Annotated in this window: 21 protein-coding genes; 5 read left to right on the top strand and 16 right to left on the bottom strand. The window is 54.5% G+C overall.

What is annotated here, in order from left to right; all coding sequences use genetic code 11:
• Positions 1–49 precede the first annotated feature (49 nt).
• From BLP45_RS00485 to BLP45_RS00465, 5 genes are all read left to right on the top strand, one after another.
• Entirely contained in the window at positions 50–1099 is a 1050-nt protein-coding gene (locus BLP45_RS00485) for a nuclear transport factor 2 family protein (RefSeq protein WP_090368740.1), read from the top strand.
• Positions 1096–2343 (top strand): L,D-transpeptidase family protein, encoded by a 1248-nt coding sequence (locus BLP45_RS00480; RefSeq protein ID WP_090368738.1) that lies wholly within the window; start codon positions 1096–1098, stop codon positions 2341–2343. The genes BLP45_RS00485 and BLP45_RS00480 overlap by 4 nt, the downstream gene beginning before the upstream one ends.
• A gap of 145 nt (positions 2344–2488) precedes the next feature.
• Positions 2489–3091: a peptidylprolyl isomerase gene (locus BLP45_RS00475; protein WP_090368736.1), complete on the top strand. Its 603-nt coding sequence runs from the start codon at positions 2489–2491 to the stop codon at positions 3089–3091.
• 23 nt (positions 3092–3114) lie between these two features.
• Positions 3115–3606 carry a peptidylprolyl isomerase gene (locus tag BLP45_RS00470; RefSeq protein ID WP_090368734.1) on the top strand — a complete coding sequence of 164 codons (492 nt, stop codon included), beginning with the start codon at positions 3115–3117 and terminating at the stop codon, positions 3604–3606.
• A 111-nt stretch (positions 3607–3717) separates the two neighbouring features.
• Positions 3718–4539: a M48 family metallopeptidase gene (locus BLP45_RS00465; protein WP_090368732.1), complete on the top strand. Its 822-nt coding sequence runs from the start codon at positions 3718–3720 to the stop codon at positions 4537–4539.
• Between the two features lie 96 nt (positions 4540–4635).
• Here the strand turns inward: BLP45_RS00465 and BLP45_RS00460 are convergent, their stop codons facing one another.
• The 16 genes from BLP45_RS00460 to leuC form a co-directional block, all read right to left on the bottom strand.
• Complete coding sequence (locus BLP45_RS00460) at positions 4636–5814, bottom strand: O-succinylhomoserine sulfhydrylase (protein ID WP_090368731.1); 1179 nt, start codon at positions 5812–5814, stop codon at positions 4636–4638.
• Positions 5815–6032: 218 nt separating this feature from the next.
• Positions 6033–7553 carry an amidophosphoribosyltransferase gene (purF, locus tag BLP45_RS00455; protein WP_090368729.1) on the bottom strand — a complete coding sequence of 507 codons (1521 nt, stop codon included), beginning with the start codon at positions 7551–7553 and terminating at the stop codon, positions 6033–6035.
• A 273-nt stretch (positions 7554–7826) separates the two neighbouring features.
• Positions 7827–8321 carry a CvpA family protein gene (locus BLP45_RS00450; protein WP_090368727.1) on the bottom strand — a complete coding sequence of 165 codons (495 nt, stop codon included), beginning with the start codon at positions 8319–8321 and terminating at the stop codon, positions 7827–7829.
• A 77-nt stretch (positions 8322–8398) separates the two neighbouring features.
• Entirely contained in the window at positions 8399–9022 is a 624-nt protein-coding gene (locus BLP45_RS00445) for an SPOR domain-containing protein (RefSeq protein ID WP_090368726.1), read from the bottom strand.
• 17 nt (positions 9023–9039) lie between these two features.
• The gene (gene folC, locus BLP45_RS00440) at positions 9040–10353 is read right to left on the bottom strand and encodes a bifunctional tetrahydrofolate synthase/dihydrofolate synthase (protein ID WP_090368724.1); all 1314 of its coding nucleotides are present in this window, start codon (positions 10351–10353) and stop codon (positions 9040–9042) included.
• 46 nt (positions 10354–10399) lie between these two features.
• Entirely contained in the window at positions 10400–11266 is an 867-nt protein-coding gene (accD, locus tag BLP45_RS00435; RefSeq protein ID WP_090368722.1) for an acetyl-CoA carboxylase, carboxyltransferase subunit beta, read from the bottom strand.
• Entirely contained in the window at positions 11266–12075 is an 810-nt protein-coding gene (trpA, locus tag BLP45_RS00430; RefSeq protein ID WP_090368720.1) for a tryptophan synthase subunit alpha, read from the bottom strand. The genes accD and trpA overlap by 1 nt, the downstream gene beginning before the upstream one ends.
• Before the next feature lie 16 nt (positions 12076–12091).
• Positions 12092–13294, bottom strand: coding sequence for a tryptophan synthase subunit beta (trpB, locus tag BLP45_RS00425; protein ID WP_090368719.1), 1203 nt, complete (start codon positions 13292–13294; stop codon positions 12092–12094).
• On the bottom strand, positions 13281–13907 hold the full coding sequence (locus BLP45_RS00420; protein WP_090368717.1) for a phosphoribosylanthranilate isomerase: 627 nt from the start codon (positions 13905–13907) through the stop codon (positions 13281–13283). Before BLP45_RS00420 ends, trpB begins: the two co-directional genes overlap by 14 nt.
• Positions 13908–13918: 11 nt before the next feature.
• The gene (gene truA, locus BLP45_RS00415; RefSeq protein WP_090368715.1) at positions 13919–14752 is read right to left on the bottom strand and encodes a tRNA pseudouridine(38-40) synthase TruA; all 834 of its coding nucleotides are present in this window, start codon (positions 14750–14752) and stop codon (positions 13919–13921) included.
• Positions 14753–14905: 153 nt separating this feature from the next.
• Positions 14906–16942 (bottom strand): motility hub landmark protein FimV, encoded by a 2037-nt coding sequence (locus tag BLP45_RS00410; RefSeq protein ID WP_176754609.1) that lies wholly within the window; start codon positions 16940–16942, stop codon positions 14906–14908.
• A 333-nt stretch (positions 16943–17275) separates the two neighbouring features.
• The gene (gene asd / locus BLP45_RS00405) at positions 17276–18388 is read right to left on the bottom strand and encodes an aspartate-semialdehyde dehydrogenase (RefSeq protein ID WP_090368711.1); all 1113 of its coding nucleotides are present in this window, start codon (positions 18386–18388) and stop codon (positions 17276–17278) included.
• 49 nt (positions 18389–18437) lie between these two features.
• Positions 18438–19499 carry a 3-isopropylmalate dehydrogenase gene (gene leuB / locus BLP45_RS00400; RefSeq protein WP_090368709.1) on the bottom strand — a complete coding sequence of 354 codons (1062 nt, stop codon included), beginning with the start codon at positions 19497–19499 and terminating at the stop codon, positions 18438–18440.
• 128 nt (positions 19500–19627) lie between these two features.
• On the bottom strand, positions 19628–20266 hold the full coding sequence (leuD, locus tag BLP45_RS00395; RefSeq protein WP_090368707.1) for a 3-isopropylmalate dehydratase small subunit: 639 nt from the start codon (positions 20264–20266) through the stop codon (positions 19628–19630).
• A 3-nt stretch (positions 20267–20269) separates the two neighbouring features.
• Positions 20270–20377, bottom strand: a complete 108-nt coding sequence (locus tag BLP45_RS00390; RefSeq protein WP_371128724.1) for an entericidin A/B family lipoprotein — start codon at positions 20375–20377, stop codon at positions 20270–20272.
• A gap of 59 nt (positions 20378–20436) precedes the next feature.
• Positions 20437–21846 carry a 3-isopropylmalate dehydratase large subunit gene (gene leuC, locus BLP45_RS00385; protein WP_090368702.1) on the bottom strand — a complete coding sequence of 470 codons (1410 nt, stop codon included), beginning with the start codon at positions 21844–21846 and terminating at the stop codon, positions 20437–20439.
• Positions 21847–21863: the final 17 nt, after the last annotated feature.

Raw genomic sequence — 21863 nt, 5'->3', positions numbered from 1 at the left:
GGCGGACTGCCAGGATACTCAATAAAAAAAACCGGAGCAGTATAGCATAATGAAAACGCTAAATTTTCACCGCGTAACTGCGTCCATTGCCGTCGCATTGCTACTGACAAGTTTTTCCGCATTTGCCGATGAAAACGAGGAAGTTGCCAAACTCTATAAGCAGGGGAACCTCGCCAAAGCGCTGGAACAGGCGGAGACTTATCTTGCCACCAAGCCCAAGGATGCCCAGATGCGCTTCCAAAAGGGCCTGATCCTGACCGAGCAAAACAAGATCGCCGAGGCCATCAAGGTATTTTCTTCGCTATCGGAAGATTACCCGGAACTACCGGAACCTTACAATAATCTCGCAGTGCTGTATGCCAGCCAGGGCCAATATGACAAGGCCAAGGTTGCGCTCGAATCGGCGATACGCACACATCCCAGCTATTCCACCGCCCACGAGAATCTGGGGGATATTTACGCCAAGATGGCCAGCCAGGCATATGGCAAGGCTTTACAGCTGGACAAGGGTAACGCGGCTGCCCAAACCAAGCTTGCGATGATCAAGGATTTATTCACGGGCAGATCCAAAGGAATTCAAACAGCATCGGCACAGTCGCCAAGCGATACATCGGCGCAAGCCAAGGAAAAAACTGCCGGCAAGGCGCCGGAAAAAGCTTCCGAGAAAACCTCGCCGGAAGCTCCTGAGAAACTTGTGCCGGAAAAAACTCCCATTGCTGAAAAACCGGCGCCTGAAAAATCCACTATCCAGGACGAATATTCCGAGGAGGTTGTAAAAACCGTGAATGCCTGGGCAAAAGCGTGGTCGGGTAAAGATATCACCGCGTATCTGGCATTTTATGCGAGTGATTTCGATACCCCTCGCGGCATGTCACGCTCGGCATGGGAGAAAAGCCGCCGGGAGCGCATCGGCAAACCAAAATCCATCCATGTCGAAATCGCCAGCCCTAAAGTCAGCTTTCCTGATGCCACCCACGCCAAGGTAAGTTTCAAGCAGTCGTATCATTCTGACGCGATTAAGAGTACAACTAACAAAACCCTGGAAATGGTCAAGATAGGGGGAAAATGGCTGATACAGCAGGAACAGGTGGGACGATGAAGCCACTCTTTAATCTGGCCTCTCCAAAGCGGAGCCTATTAACGACCGCTACGATTACCACAGCCGTGGTCGGCGCCTTCTGGCTTGCGCCCCCCGGCGCCCTGGCAAGCGACGCTTCAATTTTGCCGGAACTAGCCGTGACCGGACCGGAAACAATTCTTGTCAAAACCCTGCACGAAATTGCGGACAGTCGCATGGATTCCGCTTTAAGCGGAATCGAACAATTGCTCAAGACCAATCCCAATTTCCGCCTTGCGCACCTGATTAAAGGTGATCTGTTGCTGGCGCGCGCACGTCCTATCAATAACATGGGAGATACCGCCGGGGCCGCGCAGCAGCACATTGCCGATCTGCGCGAGGAAGCGCAGGCAAGAATGCGGCATCACCAGGAAGCGGTCCCGCGTAATATGACGCCCAAGTATCTATTGCGAATGCAGCCGGAGCAAAAATATGCAATCATTGCGGATACTCGGAAGTCCCGGCTTTATATGTATCGGAATGTCGGGGGCGAAGCCCGTTATTTCGCCGATTACTATATTAGCAGCGGCAAGAATGGATCGCAGAAACTGAAGGAAGGTGACAAGAAAACCCCTGTCGGGGTGTATTTCATCACCGCCAACCTGCCACGCGAAAAACTTACCGATTTTTACGGCAGCGGTGCATTCCCCATCAATTATCCCAATGAATGGGATAAGCGCCATGGGCGTAACGGCTTCGGCATCTGGCTGCACGGCACGCCTTCAAACACCTATAGCCGGCCACCCCGCGCCAGCGATGGCTGCGTCGTACTGGCCAACCAGGATTTGGATGCCGTGGGGGCGACACTGCAAGTCGGCATCACACCTGTCATCATCAGCGACGACATGGAATGGGTGAAACCCGGGGACGCAGCCATTCTGCGCGATAAACTGACACAGCAACTGGAACGCTGGCGGCATGATTGGGAAAGCGGGAACATTGACGCCTACATCGGGCACTACGGGCGCGATTTCTCCACTGGCAGCCACAACCTTGCCGAATGGACAAAACACAAGCGACAGGTGAAAGCGGCCAAGAGTTGGATCAAGGTGGGCGTCAGTAATATTGGCATGTTTCTTTACCCGGGCAGGGACGATCTGGTGGTCGTCAATTTCGACCAGGAGTATTCCAGCAACAATCTTTCCAACAAAATGAAAAAACGTCAGTACTGGATGAAGGAGAACAAGAAAGGCCCATGGAAAATTATCTATGAAAGCGCCGCGTGAGCCAGCAGGCTGGCTGAAGATTCGAAGCAAAAAAAAGCTGTGCAAGCGCACCGCCGCTTTTGCACCCGGTTTTCTTTCAGCCCCTTTCGGTCCGGTGGCTGCCAGACGCGTTAATTATTCCTTCGTTACTATTTAGAGGATACCCATGCATATTGTGAAGCTTCTCGCTGTGCTCGCGCTTCTCTTCAGCGCCCCCACCCACGCGGCCAATCCCCAGGTTGAAATAAAGACCAATTTCGGTAATATAGTAATGGAACTCTATCCGGAAAAGGCACCGAAAACCGTGCAAAATTTTTTGAGCTACGTGAAGGATGACTACTACACGGGCACCATATTCCATCGCGTCATTCAGGGATTCATGATTCAGGGTGGGGGGTTCGATAAGACCTTCAAGCAGAAGCCGACCAGGCAGCCCATTGAGAACGAGGCGGCCAATGGTCTCAGGAATGAGACCGGCACCGTCGCCATGGCCCGAACATCGGACCCACATTCCGCCTCGGCACAATTCTTTATCAATGTCGCCGACAACGCTTCTCTCAATCATACTGCGCGCACAACGCAGGGTTACGGCTATACCGTGTTTGGAAAAGTCATAAAAGGGATGGACGTTGTCAACAGGATTGCCGGGGCGCCCACTAATCCGGGCGGGCCTTTCCCAAGCGACGTGCCTAACGTAGCGGTAGTCATTCAGGAAGTCAAACTCATCCCGACGGAATCTGCGCCTGCTGCCGGTACATTGGTAAAATAAGCCGCAACAAATAAGGAGAAAACATGATCAAACTGCACACCAATCTCGGCGACATTACGCTCGAACTCGACAATGAAAAAGCCCCGGTAACGGCCAAGAATTTTATTGACTACGTGAACAGCGGCTATTACGACAATACGATATTTCATCGCGTCATTGACGATTTCATGATCCAGGGAGGCGGATTCGAACCTGGCATGAACCAGAAGAAAGCGCGCGCCCCGATTCAGAACGAGGCCGCCAACGGCCTCAGAAATGACAAATATACCGTTTCCATGGCGCGAACGTCAGACCCGCACTCCGCCTCGGCACAATTCTTTATCAACGTCGCCGACAATAACTTTCTCAATTACAGCGCATCCACTTCCCAGGGTTTCGGCTATTGCGTGTTTGGCAAAGTCGTGGAAGGCAAGGATGTGGTAGACCAGATCAAGAAAGTCAGAACGGGCGATCGAAGCGGACACCAGAATGTACCGCTGGAAGATGTGGTATTGGAAAAAGCGGAAGTCATTTAGTCTGTCACGCTTGAACAATCGAAGCCAGACATGTGCCGCGAGGCGGCATGGCTGGCTCAGGTATAAACAGGTATATCGTTGGAACGGCAACATCTCCCCCATGAGGAAATTATGTCCACTTTGCGGCTCCTTACAGTTATATTCACCGGTATTTCGTTAATCACACTCAGCGGATGCGCGACCACCACCAAGGGCGGGGCGGTGGGCGCAGACCGTTCTCAATTCATGCTTATCTCCTCGGAGCAACTGGAGCAAACGGCCGCCCTGGGCTATACCAAGCTTAAGACAGAGGCGGAGGAAAAAGGCGTGCTGAACAAGGATGAAAAGTTGCTGCAGCGCGTACGGGCGATAGCCGACCGCATTGAACCACAGACCGGCGTATTCCGGCGGGATGCGCCGGGCTGGAAGTGGGAAGTCAATATCATCGACAGCAACGAGCTCAATGCCTTCGCCATGCCTGGCGGCAAGATCATGTTTTATTCGGGGCTGATCAACCGGCTGCAACTGACCGATAATGAAATTGCGGTTGTGATGGGGCATGAGATCTCCCATGCCTTGCGCGAGCATTCGCGCGAACAGGTATCGCAAGCGATCGCAGCACAGGCTGCGATGGGTGTCGGATCCGCGGCGCTCGGCCTCAGCGCGAATACGACCCAGCTTGCCGGTGTTGTTTACGATGCGCTGATCGCAACGCATTTCAGCCGTACCGACGAAGCCGAGGCCGACCGGATAGGCCTGGAACTCACTGCCCGTGCGGGCTATGATCCCCGTGCCGCGGTGACATTGTGGAAAAAGATGATGAACGCGAAGAGTGGCGGGCAGCCGCCCGAATTCCTGAGCAGCCATCCGGCGGACTCAACCCGTATCCAGCAGATTGAATCGCTGCTGCCAACCGTGATGCCACTTTACGAAGCGGCGCGCCGCCGGGGCTGAATCGCCGTGCCGGTTATGTTTCTGTGACAGGAGCGGCTTTCGGAAGAATTGAGCGAGAATGATAAGCGATTGTTCTGACCGGCTACACCGATAGTATTAAGCCGTGAGGCCCCTTGCCAAATCGGCCTCGATATCTTTCGCCGCTTCGAGCCCCACGGCGATGCGTAGCAGGCCATCGGTGATACCGGCCAAATCCCGGCTTTCCTGGCTGATACGGGCATGGGTGGTGGTGGCGGGATGCGTGAGAGTGCTCTTGGTGTCGCCCAGATTGGCGGTGATCGAAATCATGCGGACGGAATCCACGACCCGCCATGCCGCTTCTTTCCCATCCTTCAACTCGAATGAAACAATGCCGCCTCCGGTTTTTTGCTGGCGCCTGGCAAGCTCGTACTGTGGATGCGACGGCAAACCGGGGTAATGAACTCTTGCCACGTTTGGCTGCGCTTCCAGCCACCGGGCAATCTGCACGGCATTTGCGGAATGGGTCTCCATGCGAATTTTCAGCGTTTCCATTCCTTTCAGGATGACCCAGGCGTTGAATGGACTCAGGCTCGGTCCGGCGGTGCGCAAGAAACCGAATACTCCTTGTTCCATTACCAGATCCCGGTTGCCGAGTATTGCGCCGCCCAACACCCTGCCCTGGCCCTCAAGATACTTGGTGGCGGAGTGAATCACAAGGTCGGCCCCAAGGTCCAGCGGCCGTTGCAGCGCCGGCGAACAAAAGCAGTTATCGACCGCCAGCCACGCGCCGTTTTTCTTTGCGATGGCGGCAAGCGCGGTGATGTCGGAAATTTCAGTAAGCGGATTCGACGGCGTCTCGACGAACAACAGTTTAGTGCCGGGTTTCACCGCAGCCTCCCACGCCGCAATGTCGGTGGCGGAAACAAACGTTGTCTCGATATTGAAACGCTTGAGGATGTTATTGAACAGGTTCACGGTGGCGCCAAACAGGCTACGCGATGCAATGACGTGGTCCCCGGCGGAAAGCAATCCCATCACGCACGCAAGTATTGCCGACATCCCCGAGGATGTCGCCACGCAGGCTTCCGCTCCTTCCAGGGCGGCTAGCCGCTCTTCAAAAGCCGTAACGGTGGGATTGGTAAAACGCGAATAAATATTTCCCGGCTCCGCACCCGAAAAGCGCGCTGCGGCTTGGGCAGCATTGTCAAATACAAAACTTGAAGTCAGATATAAAGCTTCGGAGTGTTCATTGAATTGACTGCGATGAATGCCCGTATGCAACGCCAGCGTTTCCAGTTCAAGATTATCAGACATGCGAACCCTCCAAATAAAAAACCCGTTCAGCATTTTGCCAAAACGGGTTTTCCCGCTTTAGCCGAATTTATAACGCGCCCGCAAGCTGAATATCAAATCGGCGCACACTTGTTAAATTACGCTTGGTGATTGTTTTTGTCAAATCTCCGTTTAACCCAGATAATCTCAATCACGCGGCTGGACAGGGCGGAGAATGAATGCGAGCTGCCGGGCTTAGTTTAATCCGCTGCCGCCAGATTCAAATCCAATTGGGTACTGGACCTGGATTGCGGCACCGACGCGCCGCTGTTGCGTTGCGCCTCTATGACTGCCAAATATTCCGCGGTGACATCCCCGGTAATGTAATGGCCATCGAAGCAGGAAGTTTCATAATGCGTAATTGATGGATTAACCCTGCAAACGTCTTTTATGAGAGAGTCGAGTTCCTGGTAAACAAGGTAGTCGGCGCCTATTTCTCGGCATATTTCGTCATCGTCCCGCCCCGTGGCGATGAGCTCCTGGCGGGTTGGCATGTCAATCCCGTAAACATTGGGAAACCTTACCGGCGGAGCGGCGGAAGCAAAATATACCTTATGGGCCCCGGCCTCCTGCGCCATTTGCACAATTTCACGGCTGGTGGTGCCGCGCACGATTGAATCGTCCACCAGCAGCACATTTTTTCCGCGAAATTCCACGCTCATGGCATTGAGCTTCTGGCGAACAGATTTACGCCGCTGCTGCTGGCCCGGCATGATAAAGGTCCGGCCGATATAGCGGTTCTTGACGAAGCCTTCACGGAAACTCAATCCCAGTCGATTTGCAAGCTGCAAGGCACTGGGGCGGCTGGAATCAGGAATTGGAATTACCACGTCAATATCCAGATGCCGCATGGTTGTGGTAATTTTGTCGGCCAGGCTCTCGCCCATATTAAGTCTTGTTTCATAAACCGAAATACCGTCCATTACCGAATCGGGACGCGCCATGTAGACATACTCGAAGATACATGGGTTATATGCGGGGTTGACGGCGCATTGTTTGCTGTAGAAATTGCCGTCCTCGTCGATAAAAATTGCTTCTCCCGGCGCGACATCGCGCACCAGCTTAAACCCTAAAGTATCAAGTGCCACACTTTCGGATGCCACCAGATATTCCATTCCATGCTCGGTATCGGCGCAACCGAACACCAATGGCCGAATGCCGTAAGGATCGCGAAAAGCCACCAGCCCATATCCCGCAATCATCGCGACTACCGCGTATGCGCCTCGGCAACGCCGATGCACCCCCGACACTGCGGCAAAAATAGCGGCGGGATCAAGATGGTAGTTTGTCGTGCTTCTCTGCAATTCGTGGGCCAGCACGTTCAGAAGCACTTCTGAATCTGAATTGGTATTGACATGGCGCAGATCTTCGCGGAATAACTCCTGGTTGAGTTGCGCCGCATTCGTAAGATTGCCATTGTGCGCGAGCACGATACCGAACGGCGAATTGACATAAAACGGCTGTGCCTCGGCCGAAGATTCGGCGGAGCCGGCGGTAGGGTATCTCACATGGCCAAGGCCCATATTGCCAGCCAGGGCACGCATGTTTCGCGTGCGAAATACATCTCGCACCAGGCCGCTGCCCTTGTGCATGTGAAACGTATTGTCCTGGGCGGTAACGATGCCGGCTGCATCCTGCCCGCGGTGTTGGAGCACCAGTAATCCGTCATAGAGCAACTGGTTGGCGGGCGTCTGTGCAACCAGACCCAGAATTCCACACATATTGCACTCCGCAAAATTGGCTTGGATTAACGCTGTACAAAAAGGTATTGGAAACTTCTTTTACGCTTATTCGGTACCACCAAAAACTCAAAGCTTCAGCTCATCTGTCAACTTTAAAACGTCAACAGGAATAATGACGCGACACCGTTTGACATGCAAAAAACCTTTCTTATCCCGGCAATCGGGAAGCAACGAATTATTCCGGGCGAAATATAAAACATAGATTACTGACGGCCCATTATACTTGCGCCATGACCATTCATTTTTTTGCGTTTAATTTCCGTAATTAATGCGCTTGGATAAATCCTGCGGCAGCCAGGGTGTTAGCCGCATCGCCGCTGTTTCCAGCGGCTTGCTTAACAGGGCCTTCCGCCAGAATGGCTCCTGCGGCAGCGCAGTCAATCCCGCTGCCAATACGATTAATAACACGACCAGCAAACCGCGTATAAAACCAAACAACGAACCAAAAAACCTGTCTGCAAATCCCAGTCCCACGCTTTTTACTACAGCTGATGTCAGCATGGCCACCAATCCCATCGCCACCAGCGCCGACAGAAACAGCGCAGCAAACGCCAGTATTATCCGCAACGATTCGCCACTGATCATGGATGGCAGCATCGGTGCAAACCCGGCTGCGAATGAATTCGCCGCCATGAACGCGATTATCCAACCGGCCAGAGACAATAACTCGCGCACTACGCCGCGTACCACGCTCAGCAAAACCGATAAAACAAGTATTGCAAGAACGGAGTAATCGAAAATAGTCATTCGTAAGCAGGACAGGATGACAGCAGCACAATTTGCCTATTCGCCCGTGCTAATGGTTCCACACATTCGTCATGGCGCTATTTATCCGTTACGACGCCATCAAATCCCAGTTTCTTCAATTTCTCGCGCGCTCCCTCAGCTTCCTCGCGGGTACGGAAAGGGCCAACGCGCACACGCGTTATCTCGCCCTTGTCTGCCTTAAGCGTTTCCGTATAGACCTTCCTGGCATCCTTGGATATCAGACTTTGCTGTTGTTGCCTTGCCTTGGCTGGATCGGAGAAGGCGCCCAACTGCACGACAAATTGTTCAGCGGCGGCCGCCTTGGTGCTGCCCGCTTCAGCTGCGGAATCAGAGGCTTTCCCGGCCCCGGCCAGCTTCCCCACCGGTTCTGCTCTGGATTGGGAAGGCTTTACCGGCGGCCTGGATTCTACCCGCTCTTCCTGTTGCACCCCGGTTGCCGATTGCTGGGGAACAGCGGTAGCTGGCGGCTCCATGCGGGGAGCAGTTCCCGGAACGAATTCGTCCGCCGAGTCTTCCGCGGGAATGCGGATGTCAATCTCTTGATTTCGCTGCTCCGGTTTACTATCGAGCACCATCGGTAAAATCACAACTGCCGCCGCCGCCAGGGTAATCGCGCCAACCAGCCGCCGTCTGGCACGTTTTCTAAGCTGAATCTCTTCTTCACTGACAGTCTTTGCCATTTGATTTTGATTGATTGCTATCCGCGCTCAACTTTACTTCCATGCCGTAACGCTTCGGCTACGGTATGGAACGAGCCGAATACGCAGATTCTATCATTTTCGACCGCCCGCTCACAGGCATACGCATAGGCAATTGCCGGATTGCGAAAGGTAAGGATTGCCTCCGCCGCCTCATCTGCCCCGGCTGCTTCCAGTGCCTGCGTCACTTCATTTGCCGAGGCGCCGCGAGGCACATCGATCCCCGCTACCAACCATATGTCCACTCTTGCCGCAAGGGCCCGCGCCACGCCGGCAATATCCTTATCCTCAAGCATTGCGAATACCGCGTAAGTTTTCCGGTAGTGCCCCATACTGTCGAGGTTAATAGCCAGGGCCTCGGCCGCAGCGGGATTATGCGCTACATCAAGCACCCTCACCGGTCGCCCCGGCAATACCTGAAACCTTCCCGGCAATACGACTTCCAGCAAGCCCTGGCGTATGTCGCGCATGGTAATCGGCAAATAATCCCTGATGGCGTCCAGAGCGGCAAGGCAGGCGCTGGCGTTACGCAATTGATAAACGCCGCGCAGGGCGGGATGGGGAAGCGAATGACGCTTTCCTCCGGGCCCCCAATAATCCCACAGGGTTGCATCGGCTGCGTTGGGTGAATAACCGAAGTGTTCACCAATGTGCATCAAATTCGCACCTATGATATCCGCATGGGAACGGACGGTCGCCGGGATATCCGGGTCCGAACAGATCGCGGTCTTGCCGCTTCTGAAAATTCCGGCCTTCTCGAATCCGATTTTTTCCCGTGTATCGCCAAGATAGTCAATATGGTCGAGGTCAATGCTGGTGAGCACCGCGCAATCGGCATCAAAAATATTGACCGCATCCAGTCGCCCGCCCAGCCCCACTTCCAGAATCGCGATATCCACGCTCGCTTGACTGAATAATTGCACCGCCGCCAGCGTGCCGAACTCGAAATAAGTCAGGGAAATACCAGTACGGGTCCTAGCTGCTTCCACAGCCTGAAAAGCGTTGCACAATTCATCGTCGCGCGCGTCCTGCCGGCTTATCCGCACGCGCTCGTTGTAACGCAGCAGGTGTGGCGAAGTGTAACAGCCCACACGATACCCGGCACAACTCAGAATGGCCTCGATCATCGCGCATGTTGACCCTTTACCGTTGGTGCCACCGACAGTGATGATGGGGAAAGATGGTGCAAGGCCTAGCGCAACCCTGACTTGATCGACACGCTCCAACCCCATCTCGATGGTTTTTGGATGCAGATGCTCGAGACAGGTCAGCCAGTCGGAAAGCGTCCTGGCTTTTGCATCGGGCTCTGTCATAACGCATGCGCCATTCGGGATACGATTATGCAGACGCAACCGGGAATCAAGATGGCGCGGACGTGCGCATCAGCAAGGTGCAAAGATTCGCAAGCTTATCACGCATGCGCCTGCGATCCACGATCATGTCTATCGCTCCATGGTCCAGCAGGAATTCGGCGCGCTGAAAGCCTTCCGGCAAGGTTTGGCGCACTGTCTGCTCGATCACGCGCGGCCCTGCAAAACCGATCAGCGCCCCAGGTTCGGCAATTACCACGTCACCGATGAAAGCAAAACTGGCAGATACGCCACCCATGGTGGGATCGGTAAGTACCGAAATAAAAGGAAGCTGTTCCTGGCTCAACTGGGTCAATGCCGCCGATGTCTTGGCCATTTGCATGAGCGATAGCAGTCCTTCCTGCATGCGCGCTCCACCGCTGGCGGCAAAACACACAAACGGAAGGCGCTGCTCGACACACACCTGCACCCCGCGCGTAAAGCGCTCCCCTACCACCGAGCCCATCGAACCGCCCATGAAGCCAAATTCAAACGCCGCTGCAACCAGGGGAATGGTTTTTACGCTGCCCTGCATGACAACCAGGGCATCGTCTTCTTCAGTCTCTCTTTTCGCCTCCGATAAGCGATCAACATAGCGTTTGCTATCCTTGAATTTAAGGGGATCAAGTGACAGCACTTCGGTACCGATTTCATAGCGTCCCTCGGCATCCAGCAGCAGATCGAGGCGCACTCTGGCGGAAATGCGATTGTGATGGTTGCACTTGGGGCAGACATTGAGATTGTTTCCGAGGTCAGAGTAATACAGCACCGCTTCGCAGGAGGCGCATTTGCTCCATAACCCTTCGGGTACGGCTTTCTTTTCGCCGCTTTCCTTGCGTTTGATTTTCGGCGGGAGAAGTTTCTGAAACCAGCTCATCAGCTTCTGTCGGCTCCGTCGATTGCGCTGCGGAGGCTTTTTACCAGGTGATAGACATTCGCCAACACCTTCTCCTTCGATGAATTTTCTATTTCCTCGATGATGCGGCTTCCGACGACTACTGCATCGGCGAGCGCCGCCACGGCCTTGGCCGTCCCGCCGTCGCGTATCCCGAAGCCAACGCCAATGGGAATGGAAATCACCGAACGCAGCTGGGCCAATTTACTGGCCACATCGTTCAGGTCGAGATTCAATGCACCCGTCACGCCTTTCAATGAAACGTAATACACGTACCCCCGGGCCATTTCCGCCACCTGTTCGATGCGTGCTTGCGGCGTAGTGGGGGAGAGCAAAAAAATGGCATCGATCTGCTGGTGTTCGAGATATTTCACCCATTCCGCGCTTTCCTCCGGGGGATAATCCACTGTCAGCACGCCGTCTATGCCGCACTCCTTTGCTCTTGCCGTGAATTTCTCGTAACCCATGGCTTCTACCGGATTAGCATACCCCATCAGCACTACCGGCGTGTATGTATTGCCTTTTCTAAATTCCGCCACCATTGTCAATACATCGTTCAAACCAACATGGTGCTTCAATGCCCTTTCCGAAGAGCGCTGTATCGTGGGCCCATCGGCCATGGGGTCGGAAAACGGCACTCCCAGTTCAATAATGTCGGCGCCGGCCTTCACCAGCTCTTGCATCAGCGGGACCATCATCGCCGGTTCGGGATCGCCGGCGGTAATGAAAGGGATTAGCGCTTTTCTGCCTTGCACGCGCAGTTTGTCGAATACGATTGCAATACGGGACATGAAATACCGGGTTCGGTTAGAGGGTGATATCGGAGGCCCGCGCAACAACGGTGGCCATATCCTTATCCCCGCGTCCGGAGAGATTCACCAGCAGCAACTTGTCCCGGCCGAGTGTAGGAGCGAGCTTGGCGACATAAGCCAGCGCGTGGCTGGATTCCAGCGCCGGCATGATGCCTTCGTAGCGGCATAAGGCATGGAATGCCGCCAGCGCTTCGTCGTCGGTTATTCCTACGTACTCAGCACGGTTGCTGTCCTTGAGCCATGCATGTTCCGGACCGACGCCAGGATAATCCAGGCCCGCTGAAATGGAGTGGGTTTCGATAATTTGCCCATTCTCATCCTGGATCAAATAGGTTCGATTCCCGTGCAGCACGCCAGGCCTTCCTGTCGTCAGGGTAGCGGCATGCCGGCCGCTTTCAATTCCATGTCCCGCTGCTTCCACGCCTATCATGCGGATGTTGTTATTATCTATATAGGGGTAAAAAAGGCCGATGGCGTTCGAGCCGCCACCTACACAGGCGATCAACGCATCCGGCTGGCGCCCGTATTCTTCCTGCATTTGCACAATTGCTTCCCGTCCGATAATCGCCTGAAAATCACGCACCATCATCGGATACGGATGCGGTCCCGCCACCGTGCCAATGATATAAAACGTATCTCCAATGTTGGTAACCCAGTCGCGCATGGCTTCATTGAGGGCATCCTTCAGTGTTCGGGAACCCGATTCGACCGGCACCACCGTTGCTCCCAGGAGTTTCATCCGGTGAACGTTGGCGGCCTGGCGTTCCACATCCACGGAACCCATGTAAACCACACATTCGATTCCATAGCGCGCGGCGACCGTTGCACTTGCCACACCATGCTGACCCGCGCCGGTTTCCGCGATCACGCGCGACTTGCCCATGCGCCGCGCAAGGAGCGCCTGTCCGATGGCATTGTTGATTTTATGCGCGCCGGTATGATTCAGATCTTCGCGCTTCAACAGAATCTGCGCTCCCCCAAGATGCGCCGACCACCGTTTTGCGTGATAGATGGGACTGGGGCGTCCCACATAGTGCTTCAATTCATCGGCAAATTCGGCCTGAAAATCGGCGTCATTGCGATAGCGTTCGTATTGAACTCGCAATTCCTCCAGCGCCGCGATCAGCGTCTCGGCGACAAACACGCCGCCATAGGGCCCAAAGTGACCATGCCTGTCAGGAAGATCATAAACGTTCACTATCTTGAACTCCTCGCATGAAAGCGGCAATTTTCTCCGGATCCTTGATGCCTTTGGCCGTTTCCACACCGCTCGACACATCCACCGCCCAGGGTTGGGCCTGCTTGATTGCCGCCGTCACGTTGCCGGCGTGCAATCCACCGGAAAGGATCAACGGCAGCGATAGGTTTCGTGGAATCAAATTCCAGTCAAACGCGTGTCCGGTGCCGCCCGGTTCGCCTTTAACATAGGTATCAAGCAACAGCCCCATGGCGTCGTTATAACGGGTTGCGTATTGTAGCAAATCTACCCCGGCTCTGACTCGCATGGCTTTTATATAAGGCAGCGGAAATTCCCGGCAAAATTCCGGGGACTCGTTACCATGAAACTGCAGCATATTCAGTCCGGCTGCTGAAGAAGTTTCTTTTACCCATTCCGGATCGGGATCAACGTAGACGCCCACCGCGCTAACAAATGGCGGCAGCGACGCAATGATCGCACGAGCTGCGGCAGGCGCGACATACCGCGGGCTTTGTCTCCAGAATACAAGACCAATCGCATGCGCACCGAGACGCACCGCCGTCATTGCATCCTCAACACGTGTGATTCCACAAATTTTTACTCGGATAGCCATATCCTTGCGGATTATCTTATTTTCATATTGCAGCCTGATTGTCCCGGCCTGCTCATCCTCGGCAATAGAGCGGCAAGCGGTGGCTCGACAAAATGTGGCAACTTCCATTTGGGATCATAGGTGATTCCGGCCAAGTATAACCCTGCAGCGGAAAAAGTAGGGGCGGCGTCACTACGCTTGCGGCCTTCCAGCAGTTTCCGCATCCATTCCGGCGGGTATTTGCCTTTGCCCACGTAAATCAGGCAACCCACAATATTGCGTACCATATGATGCAAAAATCCATTGGCACGCAACTCAAATGCGATGATGTCCCCCTGCCGGGTAATTTCCAGTCTTGTCAAATTGCGCACTGGTGATTTAGCCTGACACTCGGCAGCGCGAAAAGCGCTGAAGTCATGCTCACCGAGCAGCATTTGTGCCGCAACCCGCATGCGTTCAACATCGAGAGCCTGGTGAAACCACCCGATCTTGCCGTGATAAAGCCCCGGGCGCACGGGATGATTCAATAGCAGATAGAGATAACAACGCTCGCTGGCGCAGTAGCGAGCATGGAAATCATCCGTGGTTTGCAAGGCCCACAATGCCGCGATGCTATCAGGCAGCAACGCGTTGACACCCCGTACCCAGGCATTCATTGGCCGCTGTGCCTGCGTGTCAAAATGCAGTACTTGATATGAGGCATGGACGCCCGTATCCGTGCGTCCCGCCGTAGTGACCCGCACGTCGCTACACGCGATTTTCGACAACGCGGCTTCCAGCGCATCCTGCACCGAGCCACCCGATGGCTGGCTTTGCCAGCCACAATACTCGCTACCGTCATACTCCACCCCCAAGGCGATTCTCATAACAGAAGCGACATCATGTTATTGTGATGCAGGGCGAAATTCCTGGGGAAGCAGCAGCGGGATTGAAACCGAAGAAATTTTTGGAACAACGCCGCCGTAGCAGTATCCGATTGGTTAAATGTTGAGCGCGAAATAATGGTAACCCGGCAGAAACTACAAAGCGGCCAGCATTCGTCTTGCGCTCTCTTGCTGCTGAACGTCGCCCTCATGGGCCACTTCCCGAAGAACTTGCCTGGCGGCCTCTTTGTCACCCATTTCCTGATACGCTCTGGCCAGGTCAAGCTTGCTGACGATTTCATGCCAGTGGGTATTCCTTTCCACGAATTCCTCCGGCGTCGCGCGCCGTATGGCGTCCAGATTGAAACTGACGTCCATCAGTCCGGTTTCCGCTGAGGGCACGGCGGAAGACGTTGAGCCGGCGGTCTCACGACCCGGATTGACGTAATCTCCTTCCGAGGCTTCCTTGAGAACATTCGAGGCTTGAATATTGCTGGTACCGGGATAAGCTTCAGCTTTGGCGGGCGAATCTATTTCATCAGCCTGGGCGGCAGCGGTTCCCGGGGAGATACCGTTCGGCGTCATCGCCACCGGTGTCTCGGGCACCGCTTTACCCTGCAACCGGGGGTCGGAGGCGGGAGAGACCTTGTCCGCGTTGGACTCCGGCGATACTTCCTTTGGCCGGCCGATCATGGATACGCCGACGATACCGGTGATCAGAAGAATAAGCGCGCCACCCAAATATTCGATATTAGCCGTCATATCATCGATCAACGAACTTTTGCCCGGCTGCCGGGGCGCCGAAGCCGCTCCCTGGCCCGACTTTTCGATAGCTTGAGCTTGCATGGGCTCCGCTATTTCCGTCGCAGACTCGACTGTCGTTGGTGCTGGTGGCGTTGTCGCCACTTCATCCACGTTGCCTGCTTCGGCGACAAGAGGCGGAGCCTGGGTTTCCAAGCCGGGAGGCTCTGGAGTCAGTGCATCCTGGGGGGAGATTGCCGCAGGCGGATCGGATAGCATGGCGCCGTCCGGCGCAATAGCTTCCACCCGTTTCTGCATGTCCGCCAGGACAACGCTTTTCAACTCCAGAAGGCGTTCTAATTCCTTGATATTTTTTTCAAGCAGCGCGACGCGCTCATTGGCTTCGCTCAGCGACCTGCTCTTCGCTACGGCTTCTTCCTCCATCGCAAGAAGCCGGTCCTTCGCACCACTTGCCTCCGCGCCGCCTTTTCCGCCCGCGTTCATCCCGACGGCGTTCTCCGCGCCAGCTATCTTCCCAGCGTTCCAGGACTCTTCGCCCTTGGAAAGCTTTAGAATCTCCCTGGCCGGCTCTTTAGCCGAGATATCCGCCTCAACATTAGAGCTGATCTTTCCGGTAACAGTTTGCCTCAGTTCTTCATTAACCGGGCGCAAGCCTATAAACTCCGCCAGTTTGTACCGGTTCCAATCCGCTGTCTGCATTTTCACTTCTTTGTCCGCTTCCGCCGGAGTTATCGCACCGATTTCGCTGTCATCCGGCACCCGTAGAATCGAACCTGCCTTAAGCCGATGCGTATTATTGTCGAGGAATGCGTCCCGGTTTGCACGATGAAGAGCGATCAGCATCTGGTTAACGCTGATTCCAGGAGGGGGAATAATATTCTGTACGATTCGTACTAACGTTTCGCCTCGCTTTACTGGGCCATAGACACTATGGGCCTTTCCTATCGACCCGGAGTCCAGCCCCAGTCGCTTTTCACCAAGGACCTGACTTTTGATCGATAAAGCCGTTTTTTCCCCGGCGGCCGGCTCAGCTTTAGTGGAAGTTGTGGAAGCAGGAACGGAGGGTTGATTCGATTGGCCGGTCGACGTTCCCGATGGATGCGCATCGATTTCTGGTGGAGCAAGCAACACCGTGTATTCCCGCAGCAGCCGCCCCGACGGCCAATTCAACTCAATCAGCATGTTCAGGAACGGCTCGGTGATGGATTGAGGAGAACTGATTTTGACGTAAAGTCGCCCGTCAGGACGGTTTTCGATACTTGCTTTAAACGTGGAAAGGAGAGGCACATAATCCACGTTCGCGTGGCGAAAGGTATCTGGTGAGGCAAGGCGCGCCATTAAGGAATGCTGTTCCTCTTTTTTTACCGCAACCAGATCGATTTCCGCCTTGAACGGTTGCCCCAGAGCGGAAGTGACAGTCAGCCTGCCCAAACCCGCCGCCTGGATCATCGCCGAAGACAGGAGCGCAATTAACAGTAAACATGCTTTAGAAGTAAACTTGCGCACAGGAAAAATTAGAGTGATTCAGTTGGTTGCGGCAAATAGAAATTAGCTGAAGCTTATCTTTAATACTGAACAGTCTAAAACTGTAAACTGAAATCTCGCTAACAGCAGCAACGGAGAAACCAGGCAAGCGGCCGCATCTTTGTTTTTAGAGATGCCCGATAGGAACAGGCAACGGAACGGCCAGGGCAAGCATACGGGGGTTCACCTTCATCGCGTCTTCATGATTATCGTTAAGAGCGCAAAAATGCTTCACAATTCTCAGGCTTCCACCAGAATTCTCAACATTCTGCGCAGCGGCTCTGCGGCGCCCCACAGCAACTGATCACCCACCGTGAATGCGGAAAGGTATTCCCCCCCCATGGAAAGCTTACGCAATCGTCCTACCGGTATCGCCAGTGTCCCTGTAACCATGGCGGGCGTAAGTTCTTTCATTGTACTCTCGCGCTCGTTGGGTACAACCCGTACCCAACTGTTGGAAGCGGAAAGAACATCCTCGATCTCATCCAGCGGAACGTCCTTCTTCAATTTGATGGTCAACGCCTGACTATGACAGCGCATTGCGCCGACCCGAACGCAGATGCCGTCAACCGGCACGGCGTGATCACTGCGTCCCAGTATCTTGTTCGTCTCGGACTGGCCTTTCCATTCTTCCCGTGTCTGCCCGTTGCCAAGGTCCCTGTCTATCCAGGGGATGAGACTGCCCGCCAGGGGCACGCCAAAATTCTCGGTCGGAAAATTCCCATTGCGCATTGTCCCTGCTACTTCCCGGTCAATATCAAGAATGCCAGAAGCCGGATCGTCCAATAAATCTTTGGCCACCCGATGCGCTTCGCCCATCTGCATCAGTAATTCCCGCATGTTCTGCGCGCCGGCGCCGGAAGCCGCCTGATAGGTCATGGCGCTCATCCATTCCACCATATCTTCTTCAAATAACCCGCCCACCGCCATCAGCATCAAGCTCACAGTGCAATTGCCGCCGATGTAATTCTTCACATCATCGTGCAGCGCCTGCTTGATGACGGGCAGATTGACCGGATCAAGGATAATGACGGCATCCTGACCCATGCGCAATGTCGAAGCCGCATCCACCCAATAACCCTGCCAGCCGCTCTGACGCAGCTTGTCGAAAACCGCGCTGGTATAATCACCTCCCTGGCAGGAAACGAGAATATCCATTGCCTTGAGTTCATCCAGGTTGTACGCATCTTTAAGGGGCGATATTTCGCGGCCGATATCCGGCCCTTTGCCACCCTTCTGGGAGGTAGTGAAAAATACCGGCTCAACCAGTGCGAAATCATCTTCTTCCCGCATCCGCTGCATGAGCACTGAACCCACCATACCCCGCCAGCCAATAAATCCGACTCGTTTCATTGATCGCCTCTCTCTTCAGGAACCAATTCCTGGTCTCTCCCTACTTGTACTATATATTTGCCAGAACCGCGTCTCCCATTTCCGCGGTACCAACCTTCTTCATTCCCGGTTCATAGATATCCTGAGTGCGATAACCCTGCGCCAACACCCTTTTCACCGCATTCTCAATGCGCCCCGCCGCCGCTTCCTGATCAAACGTGTAGCGCAGCATCATCGCCGCCGACAATATTGTCGCCAAGGGGTTGGCCACGTCTTTGCCGGCAATATCCGGAGCCGAGCCATGGATGGGCTCATATAACCCCTTGTTCTTATCGTCCAGGGACGCCGACGGCAACATTCCGATCGATCCTGTCAGCATGGAAGCCTCGTCTGACAGGATATCGCCGAACATGTTTCCCGTCACCATGACGTCGAACTGCCCGGGGTTGCGCACCAGCTGCATCGCGGCATTATCCACCAGCATATGCGAGAGTTCCACCTCCGGGTAGTCTTTCGCCGTCTCCACGACTACATCGCGCCATAATTGGGTGCATTCGAGCACGTTCATCTTGTCCACCGAGCAAAGCTTGCGCTTGCGCTTGCGTGCCGCGCGGAAGGCTACATGGGCGATTCTGGATATCTCTGCTTCGCTATAAATCATGGTATTGAAACCGACCCGTTGACCGTCGCGCAGTTCGATTCCGCGCGGCTCGCCAAAATAAATGTCCCCGGTCAACTCCCGGACAATGAGAATATCCAGTCCCGCCACGATTTCCGGTTTCAGCGTCGAAGCATTGGCAAGCTCGGGGTAAAGCACCGCCGGACGGAGATTGGCGAATAAACCCAGCATTTTGCGTATGCCGAGCAAACCCTGCTCGGGCCTTAGCTGACGCGGCAGTACATCATATCGCGGGCCGCCTACGGCACCCAGAATGGCGGCATCCGCCTCGGCGACCAGCCTGCGTGTCGCCTCCGGAAATGGTTCGCCGGCGGCATCGACCGCGCACCCTCCCAATAAACCCGGTTCCAGTTCAAATTTTAATCCATCGCTCTTCAGTGCCTCCAGTACTCGCACCGCTTGCGTGATAATTTCCGGGCCGATACCATCACCGGCCAGGATTGCGATTTTCATAACGGGACCTCAATAGATGCGAATTTGCGAGCACCGCTGCACGAATAGCCGCTTACCCAACTGCACGCCCTCTGCTGATAAATGGACTTACCCGGAACTTTGAATTTATCGAGTGACCAAAAATCCTTCTATGCAAACAGCCAAGGCTGCGCCGCGCGGTGCTTTTCCTCGAACGCCTTGATTTCGCCCACGTGCTGCAATGTCAATCCTATTTCATCCAGACCATTCAACAGGCTATGCTTGCGGAAAGGATCGACTTCGAACAAGAAGGCTTCACCGCCGGGCGTAGTCACCGACTGATCTTCCAGACTAACAACCACGCAATAACCTTCTTCCGCCTGCACCTCGCGGAACAACTGATCCACATTCTTTGCGTCGAGCACAATAGGCAGCAGACCTATCTTGAAGCAATTGTTGAAAAAGATGTCGGCAAAGCTGGGCGCGATAATCGCCCTGAAGCCGTAATCCTGAAGAGCCCAGGGCGCATGCTCACGGCTCGAACCACAGCCAAAATTCGCGCGGGCAAGCAATATTTGCGCGCCCCGGTAACGAGGTAGGTTAAGTATGAAATCCGGGTTAAGCTTACGCTGTCCGCTACTCATCCCCGGTTCGCCGTGATCCAGGTAACGCCACTCGTCGAACAGATTCTGTCCGAAACCGGACCGCTTGATCGATTTCAGAAACTGCTTGGGAATGATAGCGTCGGTGTCGATGTTGGCACGATCCAGCGGCGCTACCAGCCCCTTGCAAGAATGAAATTTTTCCACGCGTTACTTTGCCGATTTCTCAATCGCTTCGCCACCCTTCTGAATATCCTTCCCTACCCCACCCAAAGTATTACATGCGGATAACTGGAAAACAGCGATCAATGCAATCATTACGGACAACATTTTCATAGCAACCCCTCTTCTAGTAAAAAACCTTTTAAGTTTAAATATTAATATATTTCCCGTACATCCACAAAGTGTCCAGCCACTGCCGCCGCCGCCGCCATCGCCGGACTCACCAGGTGTGTTCGCCCCCCTTGCCCCTGCCTGCCTTCAAAATTACGGTTGGACGTGGAAGCGCAGCGTTCTCCCGGAGCGAGCCGGTCGTCATTCATCGCAAGACACATGGAGCAGCCCGGTTCGCGCCATTCAAATCCCGCTTCCCGGAATATCTTATCCAGCCCTTCCTGCTCCGCCTGATACTTCACCAAGCCGGAACCCGGTACGACCAGGGCAAGCTTGATGTTCGCAGCAATATGCCGGCCTTTTACTACTTCCGCCGAAATTCGCAAATCTTCGATGCGCGCATTCGTGCAGGAACCAATGAATACCTTATCCGGGCGAATTTCGCTAATCGGAGTGTTGGGTGCAAGTCCCATATATTTCAGAGCGCGCTCCATGTCATGACGCTTCACGACATCAGCAATCTGCGATGGGTCTGGCACCTTCCCATCGATCGTCGTCACCATTTCCGGAGATGTTCCCCAGGTTACCTGGGGCTTGACCTGTGCCGCGTCCAGCGATATTACCTTGTCGAAGCTTGCGCCCTCATCGCTTTTCAAGGTGCGCCAGTAAGTAACCGCTTTTTCCCATAAGTCACCTTTTGGTGCAAAAGGGCGTCCGCTGAGATATTCGATAGTGATATCGTCCGCCGCCACCATGCCGGCACGCGCCCCCGCCTCAATTGCCATATTGCAAAGTGTCATGCGCCCCTCCATGGAAAGCGCGCGTATCGCCCCGCCGGCGAATTCGATGGCGTATCCGGTACCACCCGCTGTACCAATTTTACCAATGATGGCGAGGGCAATATCCTTGGAAGTGATGCCATGCCCAAGCTCACCTTCGACCAGAATCTGCATCGCTTTTGCTTTTTTCAGCAGCAGGCACTGCGTTGCCAGCACGTGCTCCACTTCCGACGTACCGATGCCAAAGGCAAGGCAGGCAAAGGCGCCATGCGTGCTGGTATGCGAATCCCCGCATACTACAGTCATGCCGGGAAGCGTAGCGCCCTGCTCGGGGCCGATTACATGAACGATGCCCTGGCGCAGGTCATTCATCCTGAATTCAGTGATACCCAATTCCTCGCAATTCTGGTCGAGAGTCTCCACTTGCAGACGCGATATCGGATCCCTGATCCCACGGCTGCGTCCGGTGGTGGGCACATTATGATCCGCTACGGCAAGAATCGAATCCAGGCGCCATGGCCTGCGTCCGGCCAGTTTCAGTCCTTCAAACGCTTGCGGACTGGTAACTTCATGCACCAGGTGGCGATCGATGTAAAGCAGCGCCATATCATCCGGTTTATCGGATTCCTCATGCACAACGTGGCTTTGCCAGAGTTTGTCGTATAAAGTTTGCATCTTATGGAATTTCCAAG

The organism is Nitrosospira sp. Nl5, assembly GCF_900102495.1.
Classification (GTDB): domain Bacteria; phylum Pseudomonadota; class Gammaproteobacteria; order Burkholderiales; family Nitrosomonadaceae; genus Nitrosospira.
The sequence above is the reverse complement of the archived record's forward strand: the minus strand, read 5'-3'. Positions and strand labels throughout refer to the sequence as shown.